Genomic DNA, 26,392 nt, shown 5'->3' with positions numbered 1-26,392 from the left:
CGCAACCGGAGCGTGTGGGCGGACCTCACACGGTCATTGATCCAGTCGCGCGTTGAGAATCCGGGCGATCTCGGCGATCGCACCTGGTTGGGTCATCTCGAGGTGGGCTGCGTCGATGTCGAAGCTCGACACCTGCCCGCGGACCACCCGCGCCCATCCCTCGTGACCCGCGACGTCGGATCGCCGGTCGCGTGTCGCGGTGAAATAGAGCATGTCGCTGTCCAAGACCGCCGGACGCCACGCACCGGCTGCCCGGACCGCCAGGTTGTAGGCATCGGTCAGGCGCTGGATCCGTGCGGCGTCGATGCCGAGGCTGCTTCCCAGATGTCGTTCGATCAGGTCGGCAGCCTCCTCGGCTGTCGCATCGGGGTCGATGAAATCGACGCCCATGACCGGGCCGAGATTGCTGATCAGCTCGCCGGCCGTCACGGCGCGCAGCGTCGACTCGTCGACACCGCCGACTTCGGCGTCCAGCAGTGCCAGCAGCGCGACCTGTTCACCGGCGGCGCGCATCTCGACGGCAATGGCATGGGCGATCGCACCACCCAGTGACCAGCCGAGCAGGTGGTAGGGGCCGTGTGGCTGAACCGCGCGAATCTCGTCGAAGTAGCGTGCTGCCATTTCTTCGATCGATGTAGGACCGGGGATCTCACCGCCGATCTGTGGCGCCTGGATGCCGTAGATCGGTCGGCCGTCGGAGAGGTAGCGGTCGAGTGTGCGGTAGCACCACGACAGGCCGACGGCCGGGTGGATACAGAACAGTGGCGCTCGGTCACCATCGGTCCGGATCGGCAACAGCGTGTCGAAGCCGGCATCGGTACCGTCGACGGTCGAACCGGAGCGGATTCTGGATTCGATCCGCTTGGCCAGGTCGGCCGGGCAGGGATCGGACAGCATCCAGCTGATCGGCACCTCGTAGTCGAGTTCCTTGCGCAACTCGCTCACCACTTGCACCGACTTCAGCGAGTTACCGCCCAATGCGTAGAAGTCGTCGTCGGCGCCCACCCGATCCACGCCGAGCACCGTTCCGAAGGCCCGCGCGACCTCGCCTTCCAGCCACGACGAGGGCTCCCTGAACTCCGCTACCGAGAGCACCGGCTCCGGTAGCCGCAGACGGTCCAGCTTGCCCGACGAGTGGAAGGCCACCGAGTCGAGCACCATCATCGTGGCGGGCACCATGTAGTCGGGCAGTTTGGTCGCCGCGTGCGCGGCCACCGCCGCGGTATCGACCGTGGCGCCCGCGACAGGCACGAGGTAGCCGACGAGGTGCTCCATCGTGCCGATGGGGCGCACCACCGCGATCGCCCGCGCGACGCTGGGATGCTCGGCGAGTACTGCCTCGATTTCACCGAGTTCGATGCGCAGGCCGCGCAGCTTCACCTGGAAATCGGTGCGGCCCAGGTAATCCAATTCGCCGGTCCGGCGCCAGCGCACCAAGTCGCCGGTGCGGTACAGGCGCCTGCCGTCGCCGTACGGGTCGGGCACGAACCGTTCCGCGGTGAGGCCCGGGCGTGACTGGTAGCCGCGCGCGAGCTGGGTGCCCGCCAGGTACAGCTCCCCGGCGACGCCGGGCGGTACCGGATGCAACCGGTCGTCGAGGACGTATGCGCGCGTGTTCCATACCGGTGAGCCGATCGGCATGGTCGCGCTCTCGGCTTCGCTCACCCGATGCGCGGTCGAGCACACGGTGCATTCGGTCGGCCCGTACAGATTGTGCAACTCGACCCCGGGCACCATTCGCCGTGCCGCGGCCACCGTCTCGGGGTCGAATGCCTCACCGCCCACCAGCAGCGTCCGCACCGACTCGAGCGACTGCGCGGGCGCCATGTCCGCCAGTACCGCCACCATCGACGGCACCAGCGCGGCGACCGTGACCCGCTGGGCGGCGATGGTTTCGGCGAGATAGGCCGGGTCGGTATGCCCGTAGGCTCGCGCGATCACCAGCCGCGCGCCCGCCGCCAGCGGCGCGAACAACTCCCACACCGACATGTCGAACGTAGCCGGGGACTTCAGCAGGGCGACGTCTTTCGGCGTCAGCGCGTAGGTCTCGTTGACCCACCGCACCTGGTTGACCACTGAACAGTGCGATACCGCGACGCCTTTCGGTCGACCGGTCGACCCCGACGTGAAGATCACGTACGCGACATTGTGCGATCGCAGCGGCGCGAGCCGATCGGCGTCGGTGACCGGCCCGTCGTCGAATCCCGACAGCTCCAGCCCATCGAGGGACGACAGCTCCAGCGCCGGCGCGGCGATGGACAGCATGTAGTCGATGCGGTCTGCCGGCAGGTCCGGATCGACCGGCAGGTATCCGCCCCCGGCGGCGTGCACCGCGTAGATGGTGACGACCTGGTCCAGTGAACGCCGCATCCGCAGCGCCACCAACGACTCCGGCCCCACTCCGCGGGAGATCAACCACCGCGCCAACCGATTGACGCGGGACGCGAATTCCGCATAGGTCAATGTCTGCTCTCCGGCTGTCACCGCGGGCCGGTCCGCTCGCGCCAGCACGGAGTGAGCGAAGAGGGAGGGGAGCGTCTCCTCCGGCTGGAGGCTGTAATCGGTCGAATTCCACTGCGTCAGGATGGTTTCGCGCTCATCGTCGCCGAGCAGATCCACTTCGCGCACCGGCTGTGTCGCATCGGTCACCAGTTCGCCGAGCAATCGCAGCAGGCGATCGACGATCGCTGTCGCTGTTGTGGCGTCGAAGAGGTCGCTCGCGTAGATCACCCCGCCGCTGATGCCGGCCGGGTCACCGGCGGAGTCATAGGAATCCGACATCGTGATCAGCAGATCGAACAGCGCGATGTCGGTGTCGGCCGTCACGGCGGACGCCGAGAGCCCCGGAAGTTCGAACTGGGCCCCGCCGACGTTCTGGAATGCCAGCATCACCTGGAACAGTGGATGGTGGGCGTGCGACCGCACCGGGTTCAGCTCTTGCACCAGCCGCTCGAACGGAACATCGGCGTGTCCGAACGCGGCCAGATCGGTCCCCCGCTGGTGTTCGAGTAGCTGGGTGAACGTCATCCCCGGCGTCAACCGGGTCCGCAGCACCAGGGTGTTGACGAACATCCCGACCAGATCGTCGAGTTCGGGCTCGCCGCGTCCGGCGAACGGAGTGCCGATCGCGATATCGTCCGTATCGGCCAGCCGGGCCAGCGTAGCCGCCAGCGCGGCATGGAAGACCATGAACAGCGTCGTGTTGTGTTCTCGCGCGACCTGCTGCAATCCCGCGTGCAGATCGGCACCGACACTGATCGGCACGCTCGCGCCCGCATGGGTCTGCACGGGCGGACGCGGTCGGTCGGTCGGCAGCCCCAGCAATACCGGGAGCTCGGCCAACTCGAGGGTCCAGTAGTCGATCTGGGCACGGAGCAGCGACTGGGGATCGTCTTCGGACCCCAATACCGTCCGCTGCCAGATCGCGTAGTCGGCGTACTGCACCGGCAACGGCGGCCGGCTCGGCGACTCCCCGAGCAGGTGAGCTGTGTACGCCGTCATCATGTCCCGTGCCAGCGGGCCGAGCGAGGACCCGTCGCAGGCGATGTGATGCACCACCACGGCCAAGACCCACTCGTCCCGCCCGAGCTCGAACAACCGCACCCGCACCGGCGCCTCGACCGTCACATCGAACACCGTCGAGACGAACGCCGACAACGACTCGGCCAGTTCGGGTTCCGCGACCGAGGTCACGGTCAGCGGCGGATACGCGTCAGCGGCGGAAAGGACCACCTGCGACGGCTCGCCGTCGGCATACGGGTATACGGTCCGCAGTACTTCGTGCCGATCCAGGACATCCTCGATCGCCGCGCGCAACGCGTCGAGATCCAGCTGTCCGGACAGCCGCAGCACCATCGGAATGCTGTAGGCGGCCGAGCCGGGCTCGAGCCGGTTCAGGAACCACATCCGCTGCTGTGCGTACGACAGGGGAATTCGCTGCGGCCGTGGCTGCGCGGTCAGTGCTACCCGACCGGTATCGGCGTGCGATTCGGCGCGCGCGGCCAGCCTCTCGACCGTCGGCGCTTCGAAGATCATCGACACCGGGATGGTCACGTCGAGCGCGGCACCGATCCGCGCGGCTACCCGGGTGGCCACCAGGCTGTTGCCGCCGAGGTCGAAGAAGTCGTCGTCGGCGCCGACGGGACCGTCGTTACCGAGGACGTCGGCGAAGACGCCCGCCACTATTTCCTCCGCCGGTGACACCGGTGCCCGGAACCGCTTGGCCTGGACGACGGGTGCGGGCAGGGCCGCGCGGTCGAGCTTTCCGTTCGGCGACAGGGGGATCGCGTCGAGGATCATCACCGCGGCGGGCACCAGGTACGACGGCAGCGCCTCGACCAATGCCGCGCGCAACTGTTCGCCCGAGATGCTCGCGCCGGTTTCGGGGACCGCGTAGGACACCAATTGTGCCGGACCGGTGCCCGCACGCCACGGCACCGTGACCGCGTAGGCCACCTCCGCCTGGGCGTTCAGCACCGCGTCGATCTCGCCCAGCTCTACCCGGTAACCACGGATCTTCACCTGGAAATCGTTGCGCCCCAAGAACTCCAGATCGCCGTCGGTCTTCCAGCGCACCACATCACCGGTCCGGTACATGCGGCGTCCCGGTTCCCCGAACGCGAGCGCCACGAACCGCACCGCGTCGAGAGCCGCCCTGTTCAGGTACCCGCGCGCCAGCGCCGGACCCGCGAGATACAACTCTCCGGCCACCCCCACCGGCACCGGCCGCAGCCGGTCATCCAGGACCAGTGCCTGGATCCCCGGCAGCGGGACACCGATCGTCGGCCGATCATCCGGTTGCAGTGCGCGCGTCGCCGTGGCGAGCATCGTGGCCTCGGTCGGCCCGTACAGCACCTGGAACTCCCGGGCGCCCGCGACGTCGGTGCCCGCCCATCGGCTCACCAGATCCGCCGGGACCTCCTCACCACCGGACAACACCATCCGCAGGTCGTCGAGCCCGGCCGAATCCACCGACGCGAGCGCGGCCGGGGTGATGAAGGCGTGGGTGACCCGCTGCACGCGCAGGAACTCGGCCAGCTCGTCGCCGCCGTAGATCCCCGTCGGCGCCACGATGAGCGCACCGGCTCGACTGGCCGCGATCAGGATCTCCATCACCGCGGCGTCGAACGACGGCGACGCGAAATGCAAGACCCTGGACGTGTGCCGCAGCTCTCGGTCGGCGCGCCGCCCGGCGACGAAGCCGGCGATGCCGGAATGTGTGATGGCGACGCCCTTCGGCACTCCGGTGGATCCGGAGGTGAAGACCACGTAGGCGACATCCGAGGCCCGCAACGGCCGCGTCCGCTCGTCGTCGCCGATCGGGCCGCCCGCCTCCGCGTCGATCCGCGCGGCGACGGCCGGGTCGTCGAGCACGATCCAGTCCACCGAATCGGGCAGCTGGGCACGCACCGACGACATCGTAACCCCCAGCGTCGCACCGGAATCCGACACCATCTGCTCGATTCGGCTGTCGGGGTAGCTCGGGTCGACCGGCACGTATGCCGCACCCGACCGCACCACCGCCCACCACGCGACGACCGACTCCGCCGACCGCGCTGCTGCCACCAGCACCGGATTCTCCGGTCCGGCGCCACGGCGGATCAGCACCCTCGCCAGCCGGCTCGATCGTTCGTCCAGCTGCGTATACGACAGCGTGGCATCCCCCGCGACGACGGCGATACCGTCGCCGTTGTCCCGGACAGCCGAGGTGAACACCTCCGGCAGCAATCCGGACGGTTCCAGCGCCGCCACGGTGTGCGCCCCGACCCGCGAGGTGAGCGCCGAGCGCTCGTCGGCTTCCAGCCAGTCGATATCGCCGACTACTACGGCCGGATCGTCGGCGACGGCTTCCAGTACCCGCACCAGCCGCCGGACGATCGCCGCTGCGGTCACCTCGTCGAACAGATCCCGAGCATAGGTCAACATTCCCGACATACCCTGCGCGGATGAATCGGACAGCACCAGCTGCAGATCGAACTGGATCGCCTCGGTATCCACCTCTGCCCGGGCCACCCGGACGTCGGGCAGCACCACTTCGATCGTCGACACGTTCTGGAATGCCAAGGCCACCTGGAACAACGGATGTCGTGCCGCCGATCGCTCCGGGTTCAACTCCTCCACGACCCGCTCGAACGGCACGTCCGCGTGCTCGAACGCCAGCAGGTCCGTCTGCCGGGTGCGCATCAGCAACTCGGCGAACGGCTCGCCCGTATCCACGCGGGTCCGCAAGGCCAGCGTGTTCACGAACATGCCCACCAGATCGTCGAGACCAGGCTCGCCCCGTCCCGCGACCGGGGTGCCGATCACGACGTCATCGCTGCTGCTGAGCCGCCCCAACACCGCTGCCAGCGCCGCGTGCATCACCATGAACAGCGACGACCCTCTCGACCGTGCCAGCGCGACCAGCCGCTCGTGCAGGCTCGCACCGATCTCCACCGGTACCCGGCCTCCCGACAGCGATGCGACGGCCGGGCGTGGGCGGTCCGCCGGAAGTTCCAGCCGGTCCGGTGCACCCGCGAGCGTCGAGCGCCAGAACTCCAACTGCTCCGACATCAACGACGCCGGATCGTCCGCGGCCCCCAGCATCTGCCGTTGCCACCACGCGAAATCCGCGTACTGCACAGCGAGCGGCTCCCACAGCGGTGCCTGCCCGGTCAGTCGCGCGGCATAGGCCACCATCACGTCACGCGCCAGCGGCCCCATCGACTGACCATCGCCCGCGATGTGATGGACCACGAGCACCAGCAGGAATTCTCCTGTGTCACTGTCGCGCTCGGCGCCCAGCTCGAACAAGCCCACTCGCATCGGCACCCGGACGGTCACATCGAATCCACGCCGCACGAACTCGCCCACCACCTCCTGGACGGAATCCGCGGGCACTCGCACCGCCCGCACCGGCACCGCGGTCTCGTCGAGAACGACCTGGCGCGGCTCACCGGCGACTTCTGGATATATCGTCCGCAATACTTCGTGCCGCGCGACCACATCGGCGAGCGCGGCAGCCAGCGCTTCGGTGTCCAGCCGTCCGGACAGCCGCAGCATCACCGGAATGCTGTGCACCGCCGAATCCGGCTCGAACCGGTTCAGGAACCACATCCGCTGCTGGGCCAGCGACAGCGGCACGGAGTCGGGGTGGGCGCCCGGCAGCAGAGGCAACCGGCCCCCACCGCTGAGCGCCGCGGCGAGACCGGCCAATCCGCCGACGGTCGGCGCCTCGAAAACCGACCGCACCGGCACTCGCGTATCCAGGGCAGCGCCGAGGCGCGCCACCACCATCGAGGCGCTCAGGGAATCGCCGCCCAGCGCGAAGAAGTCGTCGTCGACTCCCACCCGGTCCACGTCGAGCACCTGCTCGAACGTCCGCGCGACCAACTCCTCCAACCCCGGCGACGGCGCCCGGAATTCTCGCGTGACGGACACCGGCTCGGGCAGCCGCTCGCGATCCAGCTTCCCGTTGACGGTCAGCGGCACCTCGTCCAGCACCATCACCGTGGACGGCACCATGTACCGGGGCAGCACCTCGGCCAGTGCCGCACGCAACTGCTCGCCCGATACCTGCGTCCCCGGCGCGGGCACGACATAGGACGCCAGCACCGCCGCTCGCCCGCCGTCGCGGCGCGGCACCGTGACCGCGTACGCCACATCCGCCCGCGCATCGAGCACCGCGTCGATCTCCCCCAGCTCGATCCTGGTGCCGTGCACCTTCACCTGAAAATCGTTGCGCCCCACGAATTCCATCTCGCCGTCGACGCCACGGCGCACCACGTCACCGGTGCGGTACATCCGCTGACCCGGCTCCGCGAACGGGCACGCGACGAACCGCGACGCGGTCAACCCCGTCCTGGCGGCGTACCCATCGGCCAAGCCGGGACCGAACAGATACAGCTCGCCCTCGACACCGTGTGGCACGGGCCGCAACCAGGTATCGAGCACGACGACCGCGACGGGGCCGACCGGCCTGCCGATCGTGATCGCGGCATCGGGCGCCAGTGCGTCGCTGGCGGTAGCCCAGATCGTGCTTTCGCTCGGCCCATAGAGATTGACCATGGTGCGGTGCGGCGCCCACCGATCGACCAGTTCCGGCCCGACCGGCTCACCGGCTGTCGCCAGCACGCGCAGCCCGTCGAGACCGTCACACGAGACTGTCGCCAGCGCAGAGGGAGTGATCACCACGTGCGAGATATGTTCGCGCCCGATCAGATCCGCCAGCTCGGGTCCGGCGTAGACATCGGGAGGCGAGACGACCAGTCGGCCGCCCGAACCGTGCGCCATCAACAACTCGAACACCGAGGCGTCGAAGCTGGGCGAGGCTACCTGCAGCACCACCGAACTCGGGTCGACGCCGAGAATCCGCCGCTGCGCCGCGACGATATCGGCCAGGCCGCGATGGCTGACGAGCACGCCCTTGGGCATACCGGTCGACCCGGAGGTGTAGCTCACGTACACGGTCTGATCCCGCCGGATCGGACCGCCGCGTTCGGCGTCGGTGATCGGCGCCGCGGCAACCGAATCCGCGGCGTCGAGCATCTGCTCCTGGTCGAGGATCAGCCAGTCGACGCCATCGGGAAGATGCGCCCCGGCGGAGGAGTCGGTCAGCCCGAGCACGGCTTTCGAATCCGACAGCAGAAAGTCGATCCGCTCCGGCGGCAGGGTCGGGTCTATCGGCAGGACTGCGGCACCGGTCTTCGCCACGGCCCACAGGGTCACCGTCGCCGCCAGGGATCGCGGAAGCACCGAGGCGACGACCTGTCCCCGCCGGACGCCGTGCCGCAGCAGGACCCGGGCCAGACGTGCGGATCGCTCGTCGAGCTGCCGGTACGTCATGGCGGTCGCACCGCATCGCACGGCGATGGCGTCGGGTTCGGCGGTAGCGCACGCGGTGAGGATCCGGTCCAGCGTGTCCGGGATTTCCGGTTCCGCACCCGAAACCGGCCACGACGGCCCCGGTTCCTGGTCGAGCGACAGCTCACCCAGCCGTAGGTCGGCGTCGACGGCGATCCGGCCGAGCAACTCGACGAAGCGGTCGAGGATCCGGCGCGCCGCCGCGGTGTCGAACGCGCGGTCGTGGAATCGCAGGGTGATCCGCAGTGCCTGTGCTTCGCCGTGCACGGACTGTTTCGGCGCCACGACCAGGCTCAGCGGGTACGGCGTCGCGTCGACACCGCTGAGTTCGTCCACCCGCAGGCCCGCCGACTCGATGAGTTGCTGTAGTGCCGCCCGGTCGACGGGGAACGATTGGAAGGTGACGGCGGTGTCGAAGAGTTCGGGCAGACCGACGCTGCGGTGGATCTCGGGCAGGCCGATGTGGTGATGATCCAGCATGCGAGCGTGCCGCTCCTGAATGCCGGTCAGCAACTCGCGCACCGTCATGGTGGGTTCGAGCGGGACTCGCACGGGAATCGTGGTCAGGAACATGCCGAGCGTCTGCTCGACCCGCGGTAACTCCGGTGGCCGTCCCGACACCGCGGATCCGAAGATCACATCGGTCTCACCGGTCAGGACGCGCAGATTCAGGGCCCAGGCCGCGGCGACCGCCGTATTGATGGTGACGGCCGACTCGGCTGCCACTCGACGGAGACCTCCGAAACGATCTGCCGTCAGCTCGGCCTCGATTTCGGCGGCGGATACCGAACCCGTCGCGAGCACGTCGCGCGACACCCGGGTGGGTGCGTCGACATCCGAAAAGGCCTGTGCCCATGCCGCCTTGGATGCGGCGGCGTCCTGCCGCCCCAGCCAGGACAGATAGTCGCGGTAGGAGGGTGCGGGTCCGGCGGAGTCGATATGGGTGGGAGACCCGTAGTAGTCGAGCAGTTCTCGCATCAGCAGCGGCATCGACCAGCCGTCCAGGATCACATGGTGATTCGTGACGAGCAGCCGGAAGGACCCCGCGTCGAGACGGATCAGCGTCAAGCGCAGGAGCGGAGGAGCCGACAGGTCGAATCCCGCCGCCGCGTCCGCCGCGGCGATCGTTGCCGGGTCGGCTGGGGATTCCGCGTCGCGGTCACCGGCGAGATCGATCTCCCGGAATCCGATCTCGGCATGGTCGAGCACGATCTGACGGGGCCCGCCCGCGGTCTCCACAAACGCGGCCCGCAGGATGTCATGCCGGTCGACCACGGCCTGAGCGGCACGGCGCAAGCGCTCACCGTCGACCTCGCCGGAAAATCCGATCATCGTCTGGACGGTGTAGTTGTCCCCGGCATCCGGGTCGAACGTCGAGTGGAAATGCACACCGGACTGCATGGGCGACAACGGCCAGACGTCGGACAGGCCGTGGTATTGCTGCTCGAGCCGATCGATGTCGGGTTGGGTGAGGGCGACGAGCGGAGAATCCGAGGCGCGTTCCACCGGCGGGGCCCCATCGCCGTCGGCCATCGCGGCGAGGGCGGCAACTGTCTTGCCTTCGAAGACATCTCGCGGCGTGAGCGTGAGCCCGGCGGATCGCGCCAGCGCCACCAGTCGCATCGAGACGATGCTGTCCCCGCCGAGCGCGAAGAAATTGCTGTCGGCGGACACGGTGTCGAGATGGAGCACGTCGGCGAAGAGTTTCGCCATGACCTGTTCGGTATGCGTCGACGGCATTCTGCCGTCCGCGGCGTGGGCATCGAAGGACCTCTGCCGCAATGCTTTCCGATCGAGTTTTCCGGTCGGTGTGCGCGGCATCTCTTCGAGCTGCACGATCGCCGCGGGGTTCATATAGCGCGGTAGCGTGCGCGACAGATCGTCGCCGAGTGCCACCACGTCGACCACGGCGCCCGAGGCGGAGACGAAATAGGACACCAGCACCGGTTCGTCGGCAGGCCCCTTCACCACGACGGTCGCGACGCTCGCCACCTCCGGGTGCAGAGCCAGGTGCGCATCGATTTCCCCCGGCTCGATCCGCAGACCGTGGATCTTGACCTGCTGATCGCCTCGACCCAGATATTCCAGTGCCAATCCGGCGCGACCGCGCACCCAGCGCACGGAATCACCGGTGCGGTAGATCCGTTCGCCGCGAACCGATCGCGGATCCGCGACGAAGCGCGACGCGGTCACACCCGGTCGACCGACGTACCCGCGGGCGAGTCCGGGCCCACCGATATAGAGTTCGCCCACGACACCGACCGGCACCGGTCGCAGCCACCGGTCGAGAACCATCGCCGACGCGCCTCGGATCGGGCCGCCGATCGTCACCAGTTCGCCGGGCACCAGGGCGTCCGACCCCGTCGCCCAGATCGTGCACTCGGTCGGTCCGTAATGATTCATCAGCCGTCGGCCGTGCCCCCACCGGTTCACGGTGTCCGGCTCGGTCGCTTCGCCGACGACCGCGAGCGATGTCAACGACGGTGTCCGGGACGGATCCATGGTTTTCAGCACCGACGGGGTGATGATCGCGTGCGACACCTGCTGCGACCGAAGCAATTCCTCGAGGTCGGTCCCGGCGTACACCTCCGGCGGCGACACCACGAGACCGGCGCCACTCCCGTGCGCCAACAGCAACTCCGACAAGCAGGCGTCGAAGCCCGGCGACGCGACCTGCAGCACCACCGAACCCGGACCGACACCGAAGGCGTCGACCTGCGCCGCGACGAGGTCGGCCAGGCCGCGATGGCTGAGGTGGACCGCCTTCGGTTTGCCGGTCGATCCGGACGTATAGATCACGTATGCCGCGTTGTCGGCCGACAGCCGATCAGCCCCGGCCGAGACTTCGGACAGACGGGGAAGATTTTCGTCAGCATCCGTAGCCGCAGCGTCCAGCGTCAACCAGTCGACGGTGTCCGGAAGGCTCGGTGCGACATCGCTGGTCGTCACGCCGAGACCGGTCCGGGAGTCGGACAACAACTCCGCGATCCGCGCGGCGGGATTGCCGGGATCCAACGGCAGGAAGGCGGCGCCTGTCTTCGCCACCGCCCAGATGGCGACCACCAGTTCAGCCGAACGGGGAACAGCCAACGCGACGATCGACTCGGCGCGAGCACCATGGCGGGCCAGCAGATGTGCGAACTCGTCGGCGCGGCGCTCCAGCTCACGATAGGTCCACGTGGTGTCGCCGCACCGCAGGGCCACGGCATCCGGATACCTGCGCGCGGTCCCCCACAGGATGTCGCGCAGCACGAGCTCCGCGGCGGGCGGCTCCTCGCTGCCGACCGAAAGCAGTTCCGCGCGTTCGGAATCCCAGCAGGACGAGATCGCGGCGACGTTGCGGGCGGGGTTCCTGACGATCTGCGTGAGAAGAAGCTCGAAGCGTTCGAGCAGCGTACGGACCTCGGCCGAATCGAATCGGTCGGTGGCGAATTTCAGCGTCACCGTGTAGGTGCTCGGCTCGTCGGCGGCATCCGATCGCCGGTCGCGACTCGACCGCGGCGGGGACACTTGCAAACTCAGTGGATACGGCGTGGCGTCGTGTGCGTCGATCTCGACGAACCGCAAGCCGGCGTCGGAGAGATTGCGCGCCAGCAGTTCCCGGTCGAGCGGATAGGACTCGAGCACCGTCGCGGTGTCGAACATATCGGTGATGCCGGTGGCCCGTTGCAGCTCCGCCAAGCCGATGTACTGATGATCCAGCATGGCTGCTTGCTCGGATTGCACGCGGACGAGCAGGTCGCCGACGGTTTCGCCGGGTTCGAGGCGGACTCGGACGGGCAGCGTGTTGACGAGAAGCCCGACCATGCGCTCGACATCCGGAATCTGCGGCGGGCGGTGCGCGATCGTATTGCCGAAGACCACGTCCGACCGTCCGGTCAGCGCGGCCACCAGCAGTGCCCATGCCACCTGCAGGGCCGTGTTGGCGGTGACGCCGTGTGAGCGGCCCAGATCGAGAAGCGCTGCGGTGGTCGCCGCGTCCAGGTTCAGGTCGACCTCACCGACGTGCGCGGCGACGGACCGATCCGGCCTGCCCGTGACCCGTGTCGGACTGTCGATTCCGGCGAGCGTCTCCCGCCACGCGGCGATTGCGGCGTCGCGATCCTGCGCCTGCAGCCACCGCAGATACTCCCGGTACGAACGAGGGGGCGCGAGCTCGGCGGTGTCGCCATCGGAGGTGTACAAGGAGAGCAGCTCGTGGATCAGCAGAGGCATCGACCAGCCGTCGAGCACGAGGTGGTGGTTGGTGACCAGCAACTGGAAAGTATCGACGCCGGTGCGCACCAGGTGGAAACGCACCAGCGGTGGATGGGCCGGGTCGAACGGAGCCACGGCCGCCCTCGCGAGTCGCCGAAGTGCTCGCGCCCGCCTGCCCCCATCGCTGATGCCGGCGAGATTCGACTCGCCCCAATCGACTTCGGTGTCGCGCAGGACGATCTGCCGTGGCCCATCGACACTCTCGACGAACGCCGTCCGCAGGCTGTCGTGCCGGTCGATGAGCACCTGCGCGGCGCGGCGCATCCGCGCACCGTCCACCTGCCCGGCGAAGGTCAGCGCCACCTGCACGATGTAGCCATCGTCGCCGTCGCGGTCGTAGATGGTGTGGAACAGCAGCCCGGACTGCAGGGCGGTGAGCGGCCACACATCGATCATCGACGGGTATTTCCCCAGCCAGTGGTCGACATCGTCCTGCGATACGGCGGTGAGCGGGAAGTCGGAGGGCGTGAAGCCGTAGCCGGTGTCGGATCGGACGTGGTCGGCGAGTGCCCCCAGCGCGCGAGCCCACAGCCCGGTGAGCTCGTCGACCTCCTCGGCACCCAATACCTGCGAGGCGAATTCCCAGGTCACATTGAGTTCGAGCCCGTCGCGACCTTCCTCGGCGATCGCGTTGACATCGAGCACGGCCGGCAGCGCCATCTCCGGATCGCTCGTCGCGGTCAGTGCGGTGAACTCGGTGGTGGGCGCCCAGGGCATCGAGCGTTCAGCGACACTGACCCGCCCGAGGTAGTTGAAGCTGATCTGAGGTTCGGGCAAGTCCGCGAGCTCGGCACGGCCCTGGGGATCGAGATGACGCAGCACCTGGTAGCCGATGCCGTTGTCCGGCACCGCGCGCAACTGCTCCTTCACCTGTTTGATCGCCAGTCCAGCACCTGCGCCGCCGGCCAGCGCGTCATCGAGATCGACACCGTCCCAGTCGATCCGGACCGGGAAGCGAGTGGTGAACCAGCCCACGGTGCCACTGAGATCGACGCCGGGCACGGCCCGCTCCTCGCGGCCGTGTCCCTCCAGCGAGATCAGCTCGCCCGCGGTCGCCTCCGTACCGCGCCTGCGCCGCCACTCACCGAGTGCCAGTACCAGCGCCGCGAGCAGCGGATCGTTGGCACTGCAGTGGAAACGGTCCGGAATGGTGGTGAGAACCGCCTCGGTGACCGCTGCCGGAATGCGCTGGTGGACCCGGCCCGCCGTAGCGCCGACGTCACGATCCGGAACCAGACGGCGCGATCCGAGAAGCTGATCACCCCGCGCGAGGACGTCGTTCCACCTGTCGAGCTCCGCCGACCGTCTGCCCGGCGCCCGCTCGACCAGCCCGTGCGCCCACCGCCGGAACGAGGTGGTGATCGGGCCGAAATCCGGTTCCCCGCCGTCGGAGATCTGCGCCCAGGCCCGCGCGAGGTCGGCGAGGAGGATGCGCCACGACACCACGTCGACGGCGAGATGGTGAACCACCAGCCACATCAGGTCGGGTCCCGAGCCGTGGAGATCCCGCATCCAGACGGCTTGAACGAGCACACCCTTGCCCGGGTCCAATCGATCGGCGGCCTGCTGCAGGTGGCGGTCGACCTCGGCGGCGTCCCGTCGATCGAGGCGAACATCGGCAAGCGCGGCGTCCGGGTCGACCGCGTTCGGCTCGAGTACCTCGACGTAGCTATCAACCGAATCGCCGCGCAAGACCGCGCGCAGCATGTCGTGGCGGTCCAGCAGGGATCCCACTGCGCGCACGAGGCCCGCTCGATCGACCCCATCGGGCAGCTGCACGAGCGCGGCCTGCGCGAATCGGTCGTAATGACCCCGATCCAGCATTGCGCACATGATCGGCGACAACGGCAGCGGCCCGACGCCGCCGCCGGGCAACTCGGCCAACTCGGGCGTATCGCTTGATTTCGTCGCCGTGGCCGCCAAGCCCGCAACGGTCTTGTGCACGAACACATCCTGTGTGGAGAAACTCAGGCCATCGGCTTTGGCCCGCGCCACCAGCTGGATCGACAGAATGCTGTCGCCGCCCAGGGCGAAGAAGCTGTCGTCCGCCCCGACCAGAGGCACGCCGAGCACCTCGGTGAACAGCCGTGCGATCGCCTTCTCCCTGGCGGTGGCCGGCGGCCTGCCGACCGGCGCGGTCCCGAACTCCGGCTTCGGCAGAGCGCTGCGATCGAGCTTGCCGAAGGCGTTCACCGGGAGGCTGTCCAACGCGATGATCACCGCCGGAACCATCTGCGGCGGCAGCGAATCACGGGCGAAGCGCTGGAGTTCGAGCGGTTCGATCCGACGGCCGCTGACCGGGACCACATACGACGCCAGCACGGTCGTGCCCGCGTTGTTGTGCACCGGCACCGTCACGGAAAGATCCACGTCCTCGTGTGTGGTGAGCGCGGTGTCGATTTCACCCGGTTCGATCCGGTAGCCACGGATCTTGACCTGGAAGTCGCCGCGTCCCAGCAATTCCAGCGCCATCTCGGCGTTGTCGCCGGTCCAGCGCGCGATGTCGCCGGTGCGGTACATCCGCTCGCCGGCGCCGCCGTACGGGTCCGCGACGAACCGGGCGGCGGTTTCGACGAACAGATGGCTGTATCCGCGGGCCAATCCCGGCCCGGCGAGATACAGCTCGCCCGCGGTGCCGTTCGGCACCGGTTGGAGCGTTCGGTCCAGCACCATCGCCGCGACGCCACGAAGGGGGCCACCGACCAGGTGGGCGTGACCGGGTCCGAGCACGCCGCCGGCGGCGGTCACGGTGGCCTCGGTGGGACCGTATTCGTTGTACATGGACAACGACGGCGCCCACCGCTCGATGACGTGCGGTGGACAGACGTCGCCGCCGACCACGAGCACGCGCACGTCGGTCGCCGGATACGGGTCCACGGTCGCCAGCATCGTGGGCGTCAGGGTCAGGTGCGTCACGTGCTCGTCGGCCAGCAGTCGCGTGAGCGGCTCGCCGCCGGTCACCTCGGGCGGCACGATCACCAGCGCGGATCCGCTCGCGAAGCAGGTCAGAAACTGTTCCATGGACGCGTCGAAACTGGGCGAGAGCGCATACGACACCCGAGAGGTCGCGTCTATTCCGTAGGTGGCGGCGCGGTCGGCAATCAGATTCGCGAGGCCGGTGTGGGTGACCTGAACGCCTTTCGGCGTTCCGGTGGATCCCGAGGTATAGGTGATGTAGGCGATATTGGACGGACGCAGTGGCCGGATACGGTCGTCGTCGGAAATCGGCCCGCTGTCGGCGCCGCCTTCCCCCAGGGTCGCGGGATCATCGAGAACCACGCAACGCGTCGCTGGTGGGACTCGGTCGCGCAGGTCGTCGATCGTGATCGCCACGGTCGCGCCGCTGTCGGCGACCATGTGTTCTACCCGCTTGTGCGGGTACTCGGGGGCCAGTTGGACCACCACGGCCCCGCATTTCGCGATCGCCCATGTCGCCACCACGGATTCGACCGAGCGTCGCAGCATGATCGCCACCGCCGCGTCCGGGCCACAACCCAGAGCTATCAGATGCCGGGCCAGCTGGGAGGATCTGTCGTCCAGCTCGCCGTAGGTCATCGTCTGCCCGGCCGAGACGATCGCGCACGCACTGCGATCCCGGCGCGCGCTCTCGGTCAGAATCTCGGGAAGCAGCCGTGTTTCGACTCCGCTCGGCCCCCGCACCCGCGGCAGCGTGGATCGCTCGTGTACGTCGAGCAGCGACAATCCGCTGACTCGACATTCCGCTCCCCCGGCGAGGAACTCGTGCAGGAACATGCGGAACCGCCGGTGGTGACCCGCGAGCTCGTCCGGGGTGTAGGCGTTCGGATTTCCCTGGAAATCGATATGCGTACTGTCTTTGCCCGCACCCGGGTAGATATTGACGAAAAGGTCGGCGGTAGGGCCTGAGGTGAGGACGTTGAGGCGGCCTGTCGTGTTGCCGAGCACAACCTCGTTCTCGATCAGCATCAGGTTCACGGCAGGCCCGAAGGACGCCGCCTCGTCGCGCGCGATCCCCATATCGTGGAATATGTCCTCCTGGCGGTAGCGCTGCCGCCGCAGTGCACTCGTCAACTCACTTTGCACCGCGGCGATCAGTTCACCGACGTTGCGGCCGGCCACCCGCACCCGCAGCGGCACCACATTCGCCACCATCCCCCCGGAACGGCGCAGCACGGCGGAGTGCCGACCCGACACCGGCAGGCTCAGCATCACTTCGTCGCTTCCGGTCATCCGCGCGAGATAGGCGGCGAACGCCGCGACGATGGTCGGCGCCACGCTCTGACCATGTTCGAGCGCGACGCTTGTCAGCAGACGCGCGGTGGCGTCGGGCAGCTCTGTGCTGACCAGCGCCGGATGGATGGTGGGCTTGCCGACGCGACCGGCCAGGCTGACGGCGGGCGGCGCGCCTGCCAGATGCTCCAGCCAGTAGTTGCGGTCGTTGTCGAAACGTGTCGAACCCCGGTACGCCAGGTCCTGCTCGACGATGACCTCCAAGTCCTGCGCCGCGCACGATGCCGGTTCCTCGGACTTCACCCAAGCGTTGTACAGCTCGGTCATCCTGTGCAGCATCGTTACCGCGGCGAATCCGTCGAGCGCGATGTGGTGCGCGCGCTGGTACCACAGGACATGGTCCTCGCCGACCCGGAACACGATGCTCGTCACGAGGTCGTCGTTCAGCATGTCCAGCGGAGCGGAATAGTCCTGAGCCATCATCGCGCGCGCGGTCGCCACCGGATCGGCATGATGGCGCAGGTCCACGACCGATACCGGACCTCCACGGTCCTCGTCGACGAACTGACAGGGCTCACCATCGACCTCGATCAGTCGCGTATGCCCGGATCCGAACTCGCGACTGGCGGTTCTGCACGCCTCGGCAAGCAGTTCGGCGTCCACCTCTCCGACGACCTCGACGTATTGGGCCACAGAAATCGGTGACGATTCGGTGAGGTGCTGGGCAAACCAGATCCCCCGCTGCGCCGCCGTCAGCGGAAAGATTTCGAATGACGGATGTCCGCTGCCGTTGGACCCAACGCCGGAACCGTTACCGGAATCCTTTTCCCGGGAATAGCGGAATGAGCCGATTTCCAACCGCTTCGACCGGTCCTGGCTGTCATCGATGCGACTCTTTCGGCCCATTTCGACCTCCCCTCTTACAGCTCACTTCAAGATGTCGATTATATAGCCACAAAGTTGCCGAATCCGATTTCCGGAACCTTTCAACATGGTCACGAACACAGAAAGGACGTTTAGGACGTCGCCGCCGTGGCGATCGGCACCCCGACCTGGCCGACCCCTGTTCGACATCCTCTCCGATGGGCCGTCCCGACCGTCCGCCCAGAGTCGGATCACCCGCGGTACATGCATCGGGTACCGAATTCAGCACGATTCGGAATCGATCCACAAAGGTGGCGCAGACACTTGCCGCACCGCTCCGATCGCTATACCGTGTCGTGGGGGCTGTGGACCGAACTCCCCGGCCATAGCATTCCCGAACACGTGAATGCCAATAGTTAACTGCAATGATTCTAGCGCTGATCGAAGCAACCGATGCATCGCTGGATCACCGATAAGTTATTTAATTTGCGATGCTAAATATCCACTCGCCCTCGGCTGGCGAGCGGAGAAAAGTCTATTTTGCGAAATTTATTCCACAACTATGATAATTCGCCTGGCTCGACAACGAGCCCACTGTCACACAAGCATTGTCCGAGCAGCACGCAGATCAGAAAGGGCGCTTGGATCGGATGACCGCCGCGAGGTATTCGTAGTCCGCGGCCCGCGCGGAAGACCCTCGATACGCGAGCCCGATCGTGCGACCGGGAGCGGGGGCCGTGAAGCGCGCGGTGCCCAGATTCGCGCGCGCGGTCTCGGCGGCCACGGCCATCTCCGGGATGAGCGTCACCCCGAGCCCGCCGGCCACACACTGCACGACCGTGGTCAGCGAGGCGGCACGGGTATCGCCGACCGTCCCGGGTTGCACGTCGGCCGAGCGGCACAGGTCCAGAGTCTGATCGCGCAGGCAGTGGCCCTCGTCGAGCAGCAACAGCGGCAGGTCGGCGAGAGCGGGCGCGGCCAGGTCGGTGCGGCCGGCCAGCTCGTGTCCGCGGGGCGTGACCAGCACGAATTCCTCGCTGTAGAGGGGGATCTCGACCAAGCCGTTGGCTTCGGTCGGCAGGGCGAGCACCGCCACGTCGAGCACACCGGTACGCAACCCGTCCAGCAGCCGCGCGGTCTGGTCCTCCACCACCTGGGGTAGCACCCCGGGCAGTTTGCGGCCCAACTCGGGCAGCAGTCCGGGCAGCACGTACGGGGCGACGGTCGGAATGATGCCCACGCGCAGTGTGCCGCCGAGGGTGTCGCCGGTCGCCGAGGCGACGAATCGATCGGCGGCTTCCAGGGTCGCCATGGCCTGCGGCAGCAGTCGCATTCCGGCGGCGGTCACCAGCACGCGGCGGGTGCTGCGCTCGATCAGCTGGAGCCCGAGTCCGTTTTCCAGTGATGCCAGTGCCTGCGATAACGTGGGTTGACTCACAGTCAAACGCGCTGCGGCGGTGCCGAAATGCCGGTATTCGGCGACGGCCACGAACGCACGCAGCTGCGACAGGGTTGGCTGATAAGTCTGATCACTCACGCCTATCAGTGTACGACCAGCAATCGGCTTTACCTTTCAGTAGGCTGACATCAACCACACCACGAATGAGGAGACGAAGCATGGCTCTGCTGACCATCGGCGACCAGTTCCCGGCATACAACCTCAAGGCCGTCATCGGAGGCGACCTCTCCAAGGTCGACGCGCAGCAGCCCGACGATTACTTCACCCAGATCACCAGCGACGACCACGCCGGCAAGTGGCGCATCGTGTTCTTCTGGCCCAAGGACTTCACCTTCGTGTGCCCGACCGAGATCGCCGCGTTCGGCAAGCTGAACGAGGAGTTCGCCGATCGTGACGCGCAGGTGCTCGGCGCCTCGGTCGACAACGAGTTCGTGCACTTCCAGTGGCGCGCACAGCACGAGGATCTCAAGACCCTCCCCTTCCCGATCCTGTCGGACCTCAAGCGTGAACTGGCCACCGCCTCCGGCGTTCTCAACGCCGACGGCGTCGCCGATCGCGCCACCTTCATCGTCGACCCGAACAACGAGGTGCAGTTCGTCTCGGTGACCGCCGGTTCGGTCGGCCGCAACGTCGACGAGGTGCTGCGCGTGCTCGACGCCCTGCAGTCCGACGAGCTGTGCGCCTGCAACTGGAAGAAGGGCGACCCGACCATCAACGCGGGTGAGTTGCTCACCGCCAGCGTCTGAACCACTTCCCCACCGAAACACCCTGAAGGAGCCCCACTGTCATGAGCCTCGAGAACCTGAAGAACTCTCTTCCCGAGTACGCCAAGGACCTCAAGCTCAATCTGTCCTCGCTGGCCCGCACCACGGTGCTCAACGAGCAGCAGCTGTGGGGCACCCTGCTCGCTTCGGCCGCCGCCACGCGCTCGGCGACCACCCTGCGTGAGGTCGCCGAAGAGGCTGCCGACGTGCTCTCGGCCGAGGCCTACGACGCCGCGCTGGGCGCCGCGTCGATCATGGGCATGAACAACGTGTTCTACCGCGGCAAGGCGTTCCTGGACGGTCGCTACGACGATCTGCGCGCGGGCCTGCGGATGAACATCATCGGCAACCCCGGCGTCGACAAGGCCGACTTCGAGCTGTGGTCGTTCGCGGTGTCCTCGATCAACGGCTGCGCGCACTGCCTCGAGGCGCACGAGAAGACGCTGCGCGAGGCCGGTGTGTCGCGTGAGGTGATCTTCGAGTCACTGCGTGCGGCGGCGATCGTCGCCGGTGTCGGCCAGGCGGTCGCGTCCACCGAGGCGCTGGCTTCGGCTGCCGTCTGATTCGTCGGTTTCGCGCCTGTTTCGAGGCCCGGCGGCCCCGATCCGGATTCCGGATCGGGGCCGCTGCCGTGCTGGGAGCGGACGTGTCCGGGGGGCTCGCGGGTCAGTGGGCCTCGCACAGCGGCCCGGTAGGCTCGCGATCATGAACGCACATGATGTGCCCGATGCCCCGAACATCCAGGTCGAGGTCGTCCGAGTGTTCACCGATCCGGCCGGAAACCTCGGCAACGCGCTCGGCATCGCCCGCGCGGGCGACGTCGTCGCCCTCGACAAGCAGGAACTGGCGGCACGGCTGGGGTTCAGCGAAACCACGGTCGTCTCCGATCCGGTCGACGGCATCGCCGACGTCCGCATCTACACCCCGGCCGTCGAGTTGCCCTTCGCCGGGCATCCCACCGTCGGCACCGCGTGGTGGCTCGACGTACAACGCACGCCGGTGCACACCTTGCGGGTGCCCGCGGGGCCCGTCGCCGTCAACCGAACCGACGGTCTGACCTGGATCACCGCGCGCGCCGAGTGGGCACCGAAGTTCGCCTTCCAGCAACTGGATTCGGTGCAGGAGCTGGCAGCCTTGGTCCCCGTCGACTTCACCGACGGCCAGCATTTCTTCTGGGCCTGGACCGACGAGTCACGTGGCGCGCTGCGCGCCAGGATGTTCGCGCCCGCCATGGGCATCGCCGAGGACGAGGCGACCGGGGCGGCGGCGGTCGCGCTCACCGCCCAGTTGCGCCGCGGGCTGATCATCACCCAGGGGCAGGGCTCACAGCTCTACACCGAGTGGGACTCCGACGGGTGGGTTCGCCTCGGCGGACGGGTCGCCGAAGACCACGTGGTGGTGCTCTAACTCTCCGGTTGACCGCCGAAGCGGCGCAACCAGGGCGGTCTGGCCGCCCAGTGGCCGCGTCGCTGCGGCGCGGCGCCCAGGTCGGCGAGGATGCGGGTTTCGAGCGCACGGGGCGGGGTGTGCTGGTCGTCGGCGGCCAGCAGCGCGAGCACTTCGTGCACACCGCGCACGCGGGTGGCGAACTGCGACAGACTGTTCGGGGTGGTGGCGGTGAGCCTGTTCTCGATGTGGTGGTGTTCGAGTTCGGCGACCGCGTCGAGCGCGTAGGCGTCGGCCAGGGACAGGACCGAGCCAGCCGGGCACCACGACTGCCTGGCCGTCCACCGGGGGATCCGCTGTTCGGCGAGCCGTTCGATGCCCTCGCCCAGCAGCCTCGTCACCATCGGTACCCGCAGGCCCAGTTCACGACCGATGGCGCGGTAGGTGCGGCCGCCGTAGTAGGCGAGGACGAAGATCTCGCAGTGGCTGTCGAGGGGGTCGTCGAAACCGAGTCTGGCCGCGGCCGCCAGCCACGGCATGTCGTCGCCGCCGCGGCGGTCCAGACGCGCGCGCTGAACCGCGAGACGATGGATCTGGGCCAGCAGCCAGGATTGGTCGGGGGTGAAGGCCGGGCCGTCGTGGGCGATCCGGGAGGGCGCGCCGAAACGATCCGTCCCGAGACGTTCGGTGTCGATGCCGACCGCGCCCGACCGATCCACATCGATGTGGCCGAAGGCGTGGTCGGCGTTCAGACGGTCGGTACCGGTGTTGCCCGGCTCGGTGACCTCGGATGGGTGGTCCACGTGGGAGCCGGGCAGACCATGGACTGCGTCGTCTGTGCCCTGGTGGCGTCGGTCCGGGTGGTCTGTGCCGAGGCGATCCGGGGTCTCGGAGCGAGAGCCTGCCTCGGTGCTCGCGCGGTCGGGCAGGCGGGAACCCTCGTGGGAGTAGACGGCGCCGCGACCGAAGGCGACATCCATCGCACCGTAGGTGTGGGGGGCCAGGTCGGATCGTTGTTCGGTCGCGACGAACGCCGAACGCCCCCACGGTGTCCCGAGGTCCGGCCCGGGACGCGACAGCGGAGCTGGCTCGGTGTGGTCGTCCCCGGATTCCGCGGCGGGGAAATCGGGTTCCCGGCCGGCGTCGTCCTCGTCGACGATCCACTGCGCCGATCTCGCCCGTCGATAGCCTTCGCGGACCACATCTTCGGCGGCACCGCGGCGGTGCAGCACCCGCAGGGCCAGCCCGAACGCGGCGGCGCCGGTGGCGCGGTAGAGCGCGCGCATCTCCTCGCGATCGTCGGCACCGGCCACGATCGGGGGTATCCGCGGACCGGCGCCGCGCGACCCCGGCGGCGGTTGGGGACCGCGCTGCCCACTCATCGTCGAATTCCTGCCCGCACTAAGGCAATTCGCAGCGCGAGCGGTTGTGGATCGGTATTCACCGGCCGATCGCGGCGATCAGCATGAACGCGGTCCCGATGTCCATCACCACATGGGGCACCAGCGCCGAGGTCAGCGGGTGGGAACCGGCGGGATGAACAACGCGGTGCCAGCGTGACCGGTGACCGGCCGTACCGAGGACGAGCAGCGCGTCGAGGCCGAACAGCACCGCCAGCCCGACGGCGGGCCAGCGCGCCCCACCGGGGTCGTGCACGGCCCCGTGCCCGGCCATCGCGTACAGCATCGCCGCAGCCGCGAGGGTGTGATAGCCCAGCGCCAACACACCGTCGGGTGCCGAACCGGTGCGCCACTCCATGACACGTTCGGCGAGCAGGATCGCGAACGCCACGGTGAGGGCGGTGAGTATCGCGCGCATCGCGTGCGGGTCGGTCGCGGCGGGGAACACCAGCATGGCCAACATCACCAGGCACATGAGCAGGTGCGCGCTGTCGGAGGCGGTATCGATCCGGTGCGCCGACCGGGTTCGCCCGGTCAGGCGGGTCGCCACGATCAGCGATGCCAGGACGAACGCGGCGACCACCGGCCACCGCACGAACGCATACTGCTGCACGAAATCGGCCACACCCCACCACTTTCGAGTCGACACCCGCGTCACCATGCTCGCACCCGTGCTGGTGCCCCGGGGCGTTTTCCGCGGTCGGGGCGTGCCTCGTCCAGATGCCTCGCGGAAGCGGACACCACCGCGAGGCCCTCGCGCCGTGCCCTCGGCACCGCTCGCTCAGCACGGCGAGCTCACTGCCACCGTGGCCGACCCGGATCGATGGGCCGCGGCATCGATCGGCAAACTGGACTTATGACCGATAACCCGACTGCTGCGGTCGACCAGCTTCGCGTGGTGGCCGATGATCTCACCGGCGCGGAAATCCGGAGCCTGCTGGCCGCCCACCACGCGGAAATGGCGGACACCACCCCCGCCTGCAGCATGCACGCCCTCGACCTCGCCGCCCTGCGCGATCCCGCGGTCACGGTGTGGAGCGCGTGGTCCGGCGACGACCTCGTCGGATGCGGCGCGCTGAAGGAACTCGACGCCGAGCACGCCGAGATCAAGTCCATGCGCACCGCCGACGGGCATACCGGCCGCGGTGTCGCCGCCGCCGTGCTCGCCCATCTGGTCGCGGTGAGCCGAGAACGCGGGTACCGGCGGCTGAGCCTGGAAACCGGCGCCGAGGACTTCTTCGCCCCGGCCCGCCGCCTGTATCTGCGCCACGGGTTCGCTGAATGCGGCCCGTTCGGCAGCTACTCCATCGACCCGCTGAGCCGCTTCTTCACCCTGCGGCTCGATCCTCGCTGATCCCGGATCGGCGTCGGCCACGCCACGCTGTCGGCTCAGCGCAGGCGGAAGACCGGGCCCCGGGGGGCGAACGGTAGGCAAGCGCCCGCGGGGACGAGGAACGCATGTTCGCGGCGGATCCGTACCGCGTCGCACTGCCCGTCGGTGATCACCAGAATCGGGCCGTCGACCGGGAAGTCCTCGGCTCGTTCGAGCAGGCGGATGCCGGACTGCAGGATCGTGCCGCCGCGACCGCGCACCCGCACGCCCGCGGCGATCTCCTCCACCGGCAGGTAGCCCGCGTCGTAGGCGGCCGCATCGCAGTAGACGACTCTGGCTCGCGGCACGTCTCGGGCCAGCGCGTAGGACGCGATCGCGCCGAGCCCTTTGCCGAGCAGGGTTACGTCCATCGAACCCGACGTATCGAGGACTACCCCGAAGGTCGGCAACCGCACGTTCTCCTCGAGGCGCACCCACGCCGGTCGCGGGATGCCGGGTGTCGAGGCCTGTCGGCGCGAGGCGCGAGCATAACTGCGCCGCTTGTCGATGGTGGGAACGTGTTCGTCGAACCACTGGGCCAGCTGCGCATCCCACGGCAGCGGTGGCTGGTCGAGCGCGCGGATCGCCTGTTCCAGCGCGGCCGGGACATATCCGCGGCCGCTGCCGGTGTGGTACGCCAACCCCGTCATCAGCGCGCTGCGGTAGTACTCGTCGAGGTCGACGTAACGGCCCGCGCTGCCGGGGTGGGCCAGCGGTTCACCGAGGACATCGCCGAGGCCACGTCCGCGCAGGGTGGCGAGTTTGCGGAGCCTGCGCAGGTCGACGGCGATCCGGTCGTAGATCTCCTCGGCGGAACAGCCTTTCAGCGCCGGGTCGTAGAGCAGACCCTCCGGCATCTGACCGACATTCATCTCGACCAGCCAGCCGTTGACCACATAGTCGCAGGCGATATTGAACAGGTAGTGGTCGCGCCAGTCGGCGCGTTCGCCGTGACGCAGTGCGGCATGCAGCATTTCGTGGGCGAGCACGAACCGCCACTGCTCCTCACCGAATCCGATCAGCGGGTTGACGTAGATCTCGGCGGCTTCGGCATTCACCGCGGCGATCGAAATATTCCAGCTGCGTGCCAGTTCCGCGTCGGCGACGACGGTCATGCCCGCGGCGAGGGCCCCGAGCAACGGAAACGACGATACGAACCAACCGAGCGCGCTATCCCACGGGGTGCGGTGGCGCAGTACGCCGTCGGCGGTGCGCTCGCCGCCCGCGGTGGCCAGCGCCGCACGGGCAGCGGCCGCGATACCCCGCGCGAACCGGGCGGGGTTGTCGACGCGTTTCGCGGTCTCGGCCGAGGTGAGCAGGAAGTCGGCGAACCCGGTGCGCGCGAAGGCATCCGGCACTGCCGTATCGCGCCACCGGGCTGCGGCAGCGTGCTCGTCGGCCAACTCGGGCGTCGGCGGGATGTCGGCGGGGCGGGTGCCGATCTTCATCGTCGTCAGGTAGGTGTCGACGGCGGCACAGCACGCCGCACGGTAGGCCGGATGCGGTGCGCGCACGTCGCGCCGGTCCTCGGGGTCTCCCGGGTCGAGGCCGGTGATGTTGGCGGGCACCGTGTTTCGCGGATCGAGGTGACCGAATCCGGCGTGGAGCAGGCAGTGCGCGAACACCCATGCCCATTCCTGTGCGGTGGCCCGGCGTTTCGGGTGATAGCCCACGTAGCTGCCGCTCAGCCGCGCCCACACCGCACGAGGAGTCCGCTCGTCGAGGCGGTACAGCTGGGTGGCCAGCGGCCGCAACGCCGGGTGGGCGCACGCCGCCTTCCAGCCGTCGTCGACCGCCTGCTGCCTCGGATCCGCGACCGTGCGCCGCTTGCGTGCCATGC

General features: G+C 68.3%; 9 protein-coding genes. 4 read left to right on the top strand and 5 right to left on the bottom strand.

All coding sequences use genetic code 11. The annotated features are described in order from the left end of the window. Positions 1-33: 33 nt before the first annotated feature. Together ACFVVI_RS01765 and ACFVVI_RS01760 are read right to left on the bottom strand one after the other, a co-directional pair. Positions 34-18,213, bottom strand: a complete 18,180-nt coding sequence (locus ACFVVI_RS01765) for an amino acid adenylation domain-containing protein (protein WP_387442449.1) — start codon at positions 18,211-18,213, stop codon at positions 34-36. A gap of 586 nt (positions 18,214-18,799) precedes the next feature. After that, positions 18,800-19,708 carry a hydrogen peroxide-inducible genes activator gene (locus ACFVVI_RS01760; protein WP_387442446.1) on the bottom strand — a complete coding sequence of 303 codons (909 nt, stop codon included), beginning with the start codon at positions 19,706-19,708 and terminating at the stop codon, positions 18,800-18,802. A gap of 80 nt (positions 19,709-19,788) precedes the next feature. On the opposite strand from ACFVVI_RS01760, the gene ACFVVI_RS01755 reads away from it, so the two are divergent. From ACFVVI_RS01755 to ACFVVI_RS01745, 3 genes are all read left to right on the top strand, one after another. Continuing rightward, positions 19,789-20,376 (top strand): peroxiredoxin, encoded by a 588-nt coding sequence (locus tag ACFVVI_RS01755; RefSeq protein WP_378988580.1) that lies wholly within the window; start codon positions 19,789-19,791, stop codon positions 20,374-20,376. Positions 20,377-20,417: 41 nt separating this feature from the next. Beyond that, positions 20,418-20,957 (top strand): carboxymuconolactone decarboxylase family protein, encoded by a 540-nt coding sequence (locus ACFVVI_RS01750; protein ID WP_387442443.1) that lies wholly within the window; start codon positions 20,418-20,420, stop codon positions 20,955-20,957. 142 nt (positions 20,958-21,099) lie between these two features. Next, complete coding sequence (locus ACFVVI_RS01745) at positions 21,100-21,801, top strand: PhzF family phenazine biosynthesis protein (RefSeq protein WP_387442440.1); 702 nt, start codon at positions 21,100-21,102, stop codon at positions 21,799-21,801. On the opposite strand, the gene ACFVVI_RS01740 is transcribed toward ACFVVI_RS01745, so the two are convergent. Together ACFVVI_RS01740 and ACFVVI_RS01735 are read right to left on the bottom strand one after the other, a co-directional pair. Next, on the bottom strand, positions 21,798-23,162 hold the full coding sequence (locus ACFVVI_RS01740; protein WP_387442439.1) for a hypothetical protein: 1,365 nt from the start codon (positions 23,160-23,162) through the stop codon (positions 21,798-21,800). The two genes, ACFVVI_RS01745 and ACFVVI_RS01740, sit on opposite strands and share 4 nt — an antisense overlap. Before the next feature lie 58 nt (positions 23,163-23,220). After that, positions 23,221-23,829, bottom strand: coding sequence for a DUF5134 domain-containing protein (locus ACFVVI_RS01735; protein ID WP_378988574.1), 609 nt, complete (start codon positions 23,827-23,829; stop codon positions 23,221-23,223). Between the two features lie 207 nt (positions 23,830-24,036). Between ACFVVI_RS01735 and ACFVVI_RS01730 the strand changes: the two genes are divergently transcribed. Then, positions 24,037-24,534, top strand: a complete 498-nt coding sequence (locus ACFVVI_RS01730) for a GNAT family N-acetyltransferase (RefSeq protein ID WP_387442437.1) — start codon at positions 24,037-24,039, stop codon at positions 24,532-24,534. A gap of 35 nt (positions 24,535-24,569) precedes the next feature. Here the strand turns inward: ACFVVI_RS01730 and ACFVVI_RS01725 are convergent, their stop codons facing one another. Further along, complete coding sequence (locus ACFVVI_RS01725; RefSeq protein WP_387442434.1) at positions 24,570-26,390, bottom strand: hypothetical protein; 1,821 nt, start codon at positions 26,388-26,390, stop codon at positions 24,570-24,572. Positions 26,391-26,392: the final 2 nt, after the last annotated feature.

This window comes from Nocardia sp. NPDC058114 (genome assembly GCF_042884695.1).
GTDB lineage: Bacteria > Actinomycetota > Actinomycetes > Mycobacteriales > Mycobacteriaceae > Nocardia.
The sequence above is the reverse complement of the archived record's forward strand: the minus strand, read 5'-3'. Positions and strand labels throughout refer to the sequence as shown.

Bases quoted from the DNA above. Each gene is read 5' to 3' on its own strand.
- ACFVVI_RS01765 (WP_387442449.1), bottom strand. From the start codon at position 18,213: ATGGGCCGAAAGAGTCGCATCGATGACAGCCAGGACCGGTCGAAGCGG.
- ACFVVI_RS01755 (WP_378988580.1), top strand. From the start codon at position 19,789: ATGGCTCTGCTGACCATCGGCGACCAGTTCCCGGCATACAACCTCAAG.
- ACFVVI_RS01750 (WP_387442443.1), top strand. From the start codon at position 20,418: ATGAGCCTCGAGAACCTGAAGAACTCTCTTCCCGAGTACGCCAAGGAC.
- ACFVVI_RS01745 (WP_387442440.1), top strand. From the start codon at position 21,100: ATGAACGCACATGATGTGCCCGATGCCCCGAACATCCAGGTCGAGGTC.
- ACFVVI_RS01740 (WP_387442439.1), bottom strand. From the start codon at position 23,162: ATGAGTGGGCAGCGCGGTCCCCAACCGCCGCCGGGGTCGCGCGGCGCC.
- ACFVVI_RS01730 (WP_387442437.1), top strand. From the start codon at position 24,037: ATGACCGATAACCCGACTGCTGCGGTCGACCAGCTTCGCGTGGTGGCC.
- ACFVVI_RS01725 (WP_387442434.1), bottom strand. From the start codon at position 26,390: ATGGCACGCAAGCGGCGCACGGTCGCGGATCCGAGGCAGCAGGCGGTC.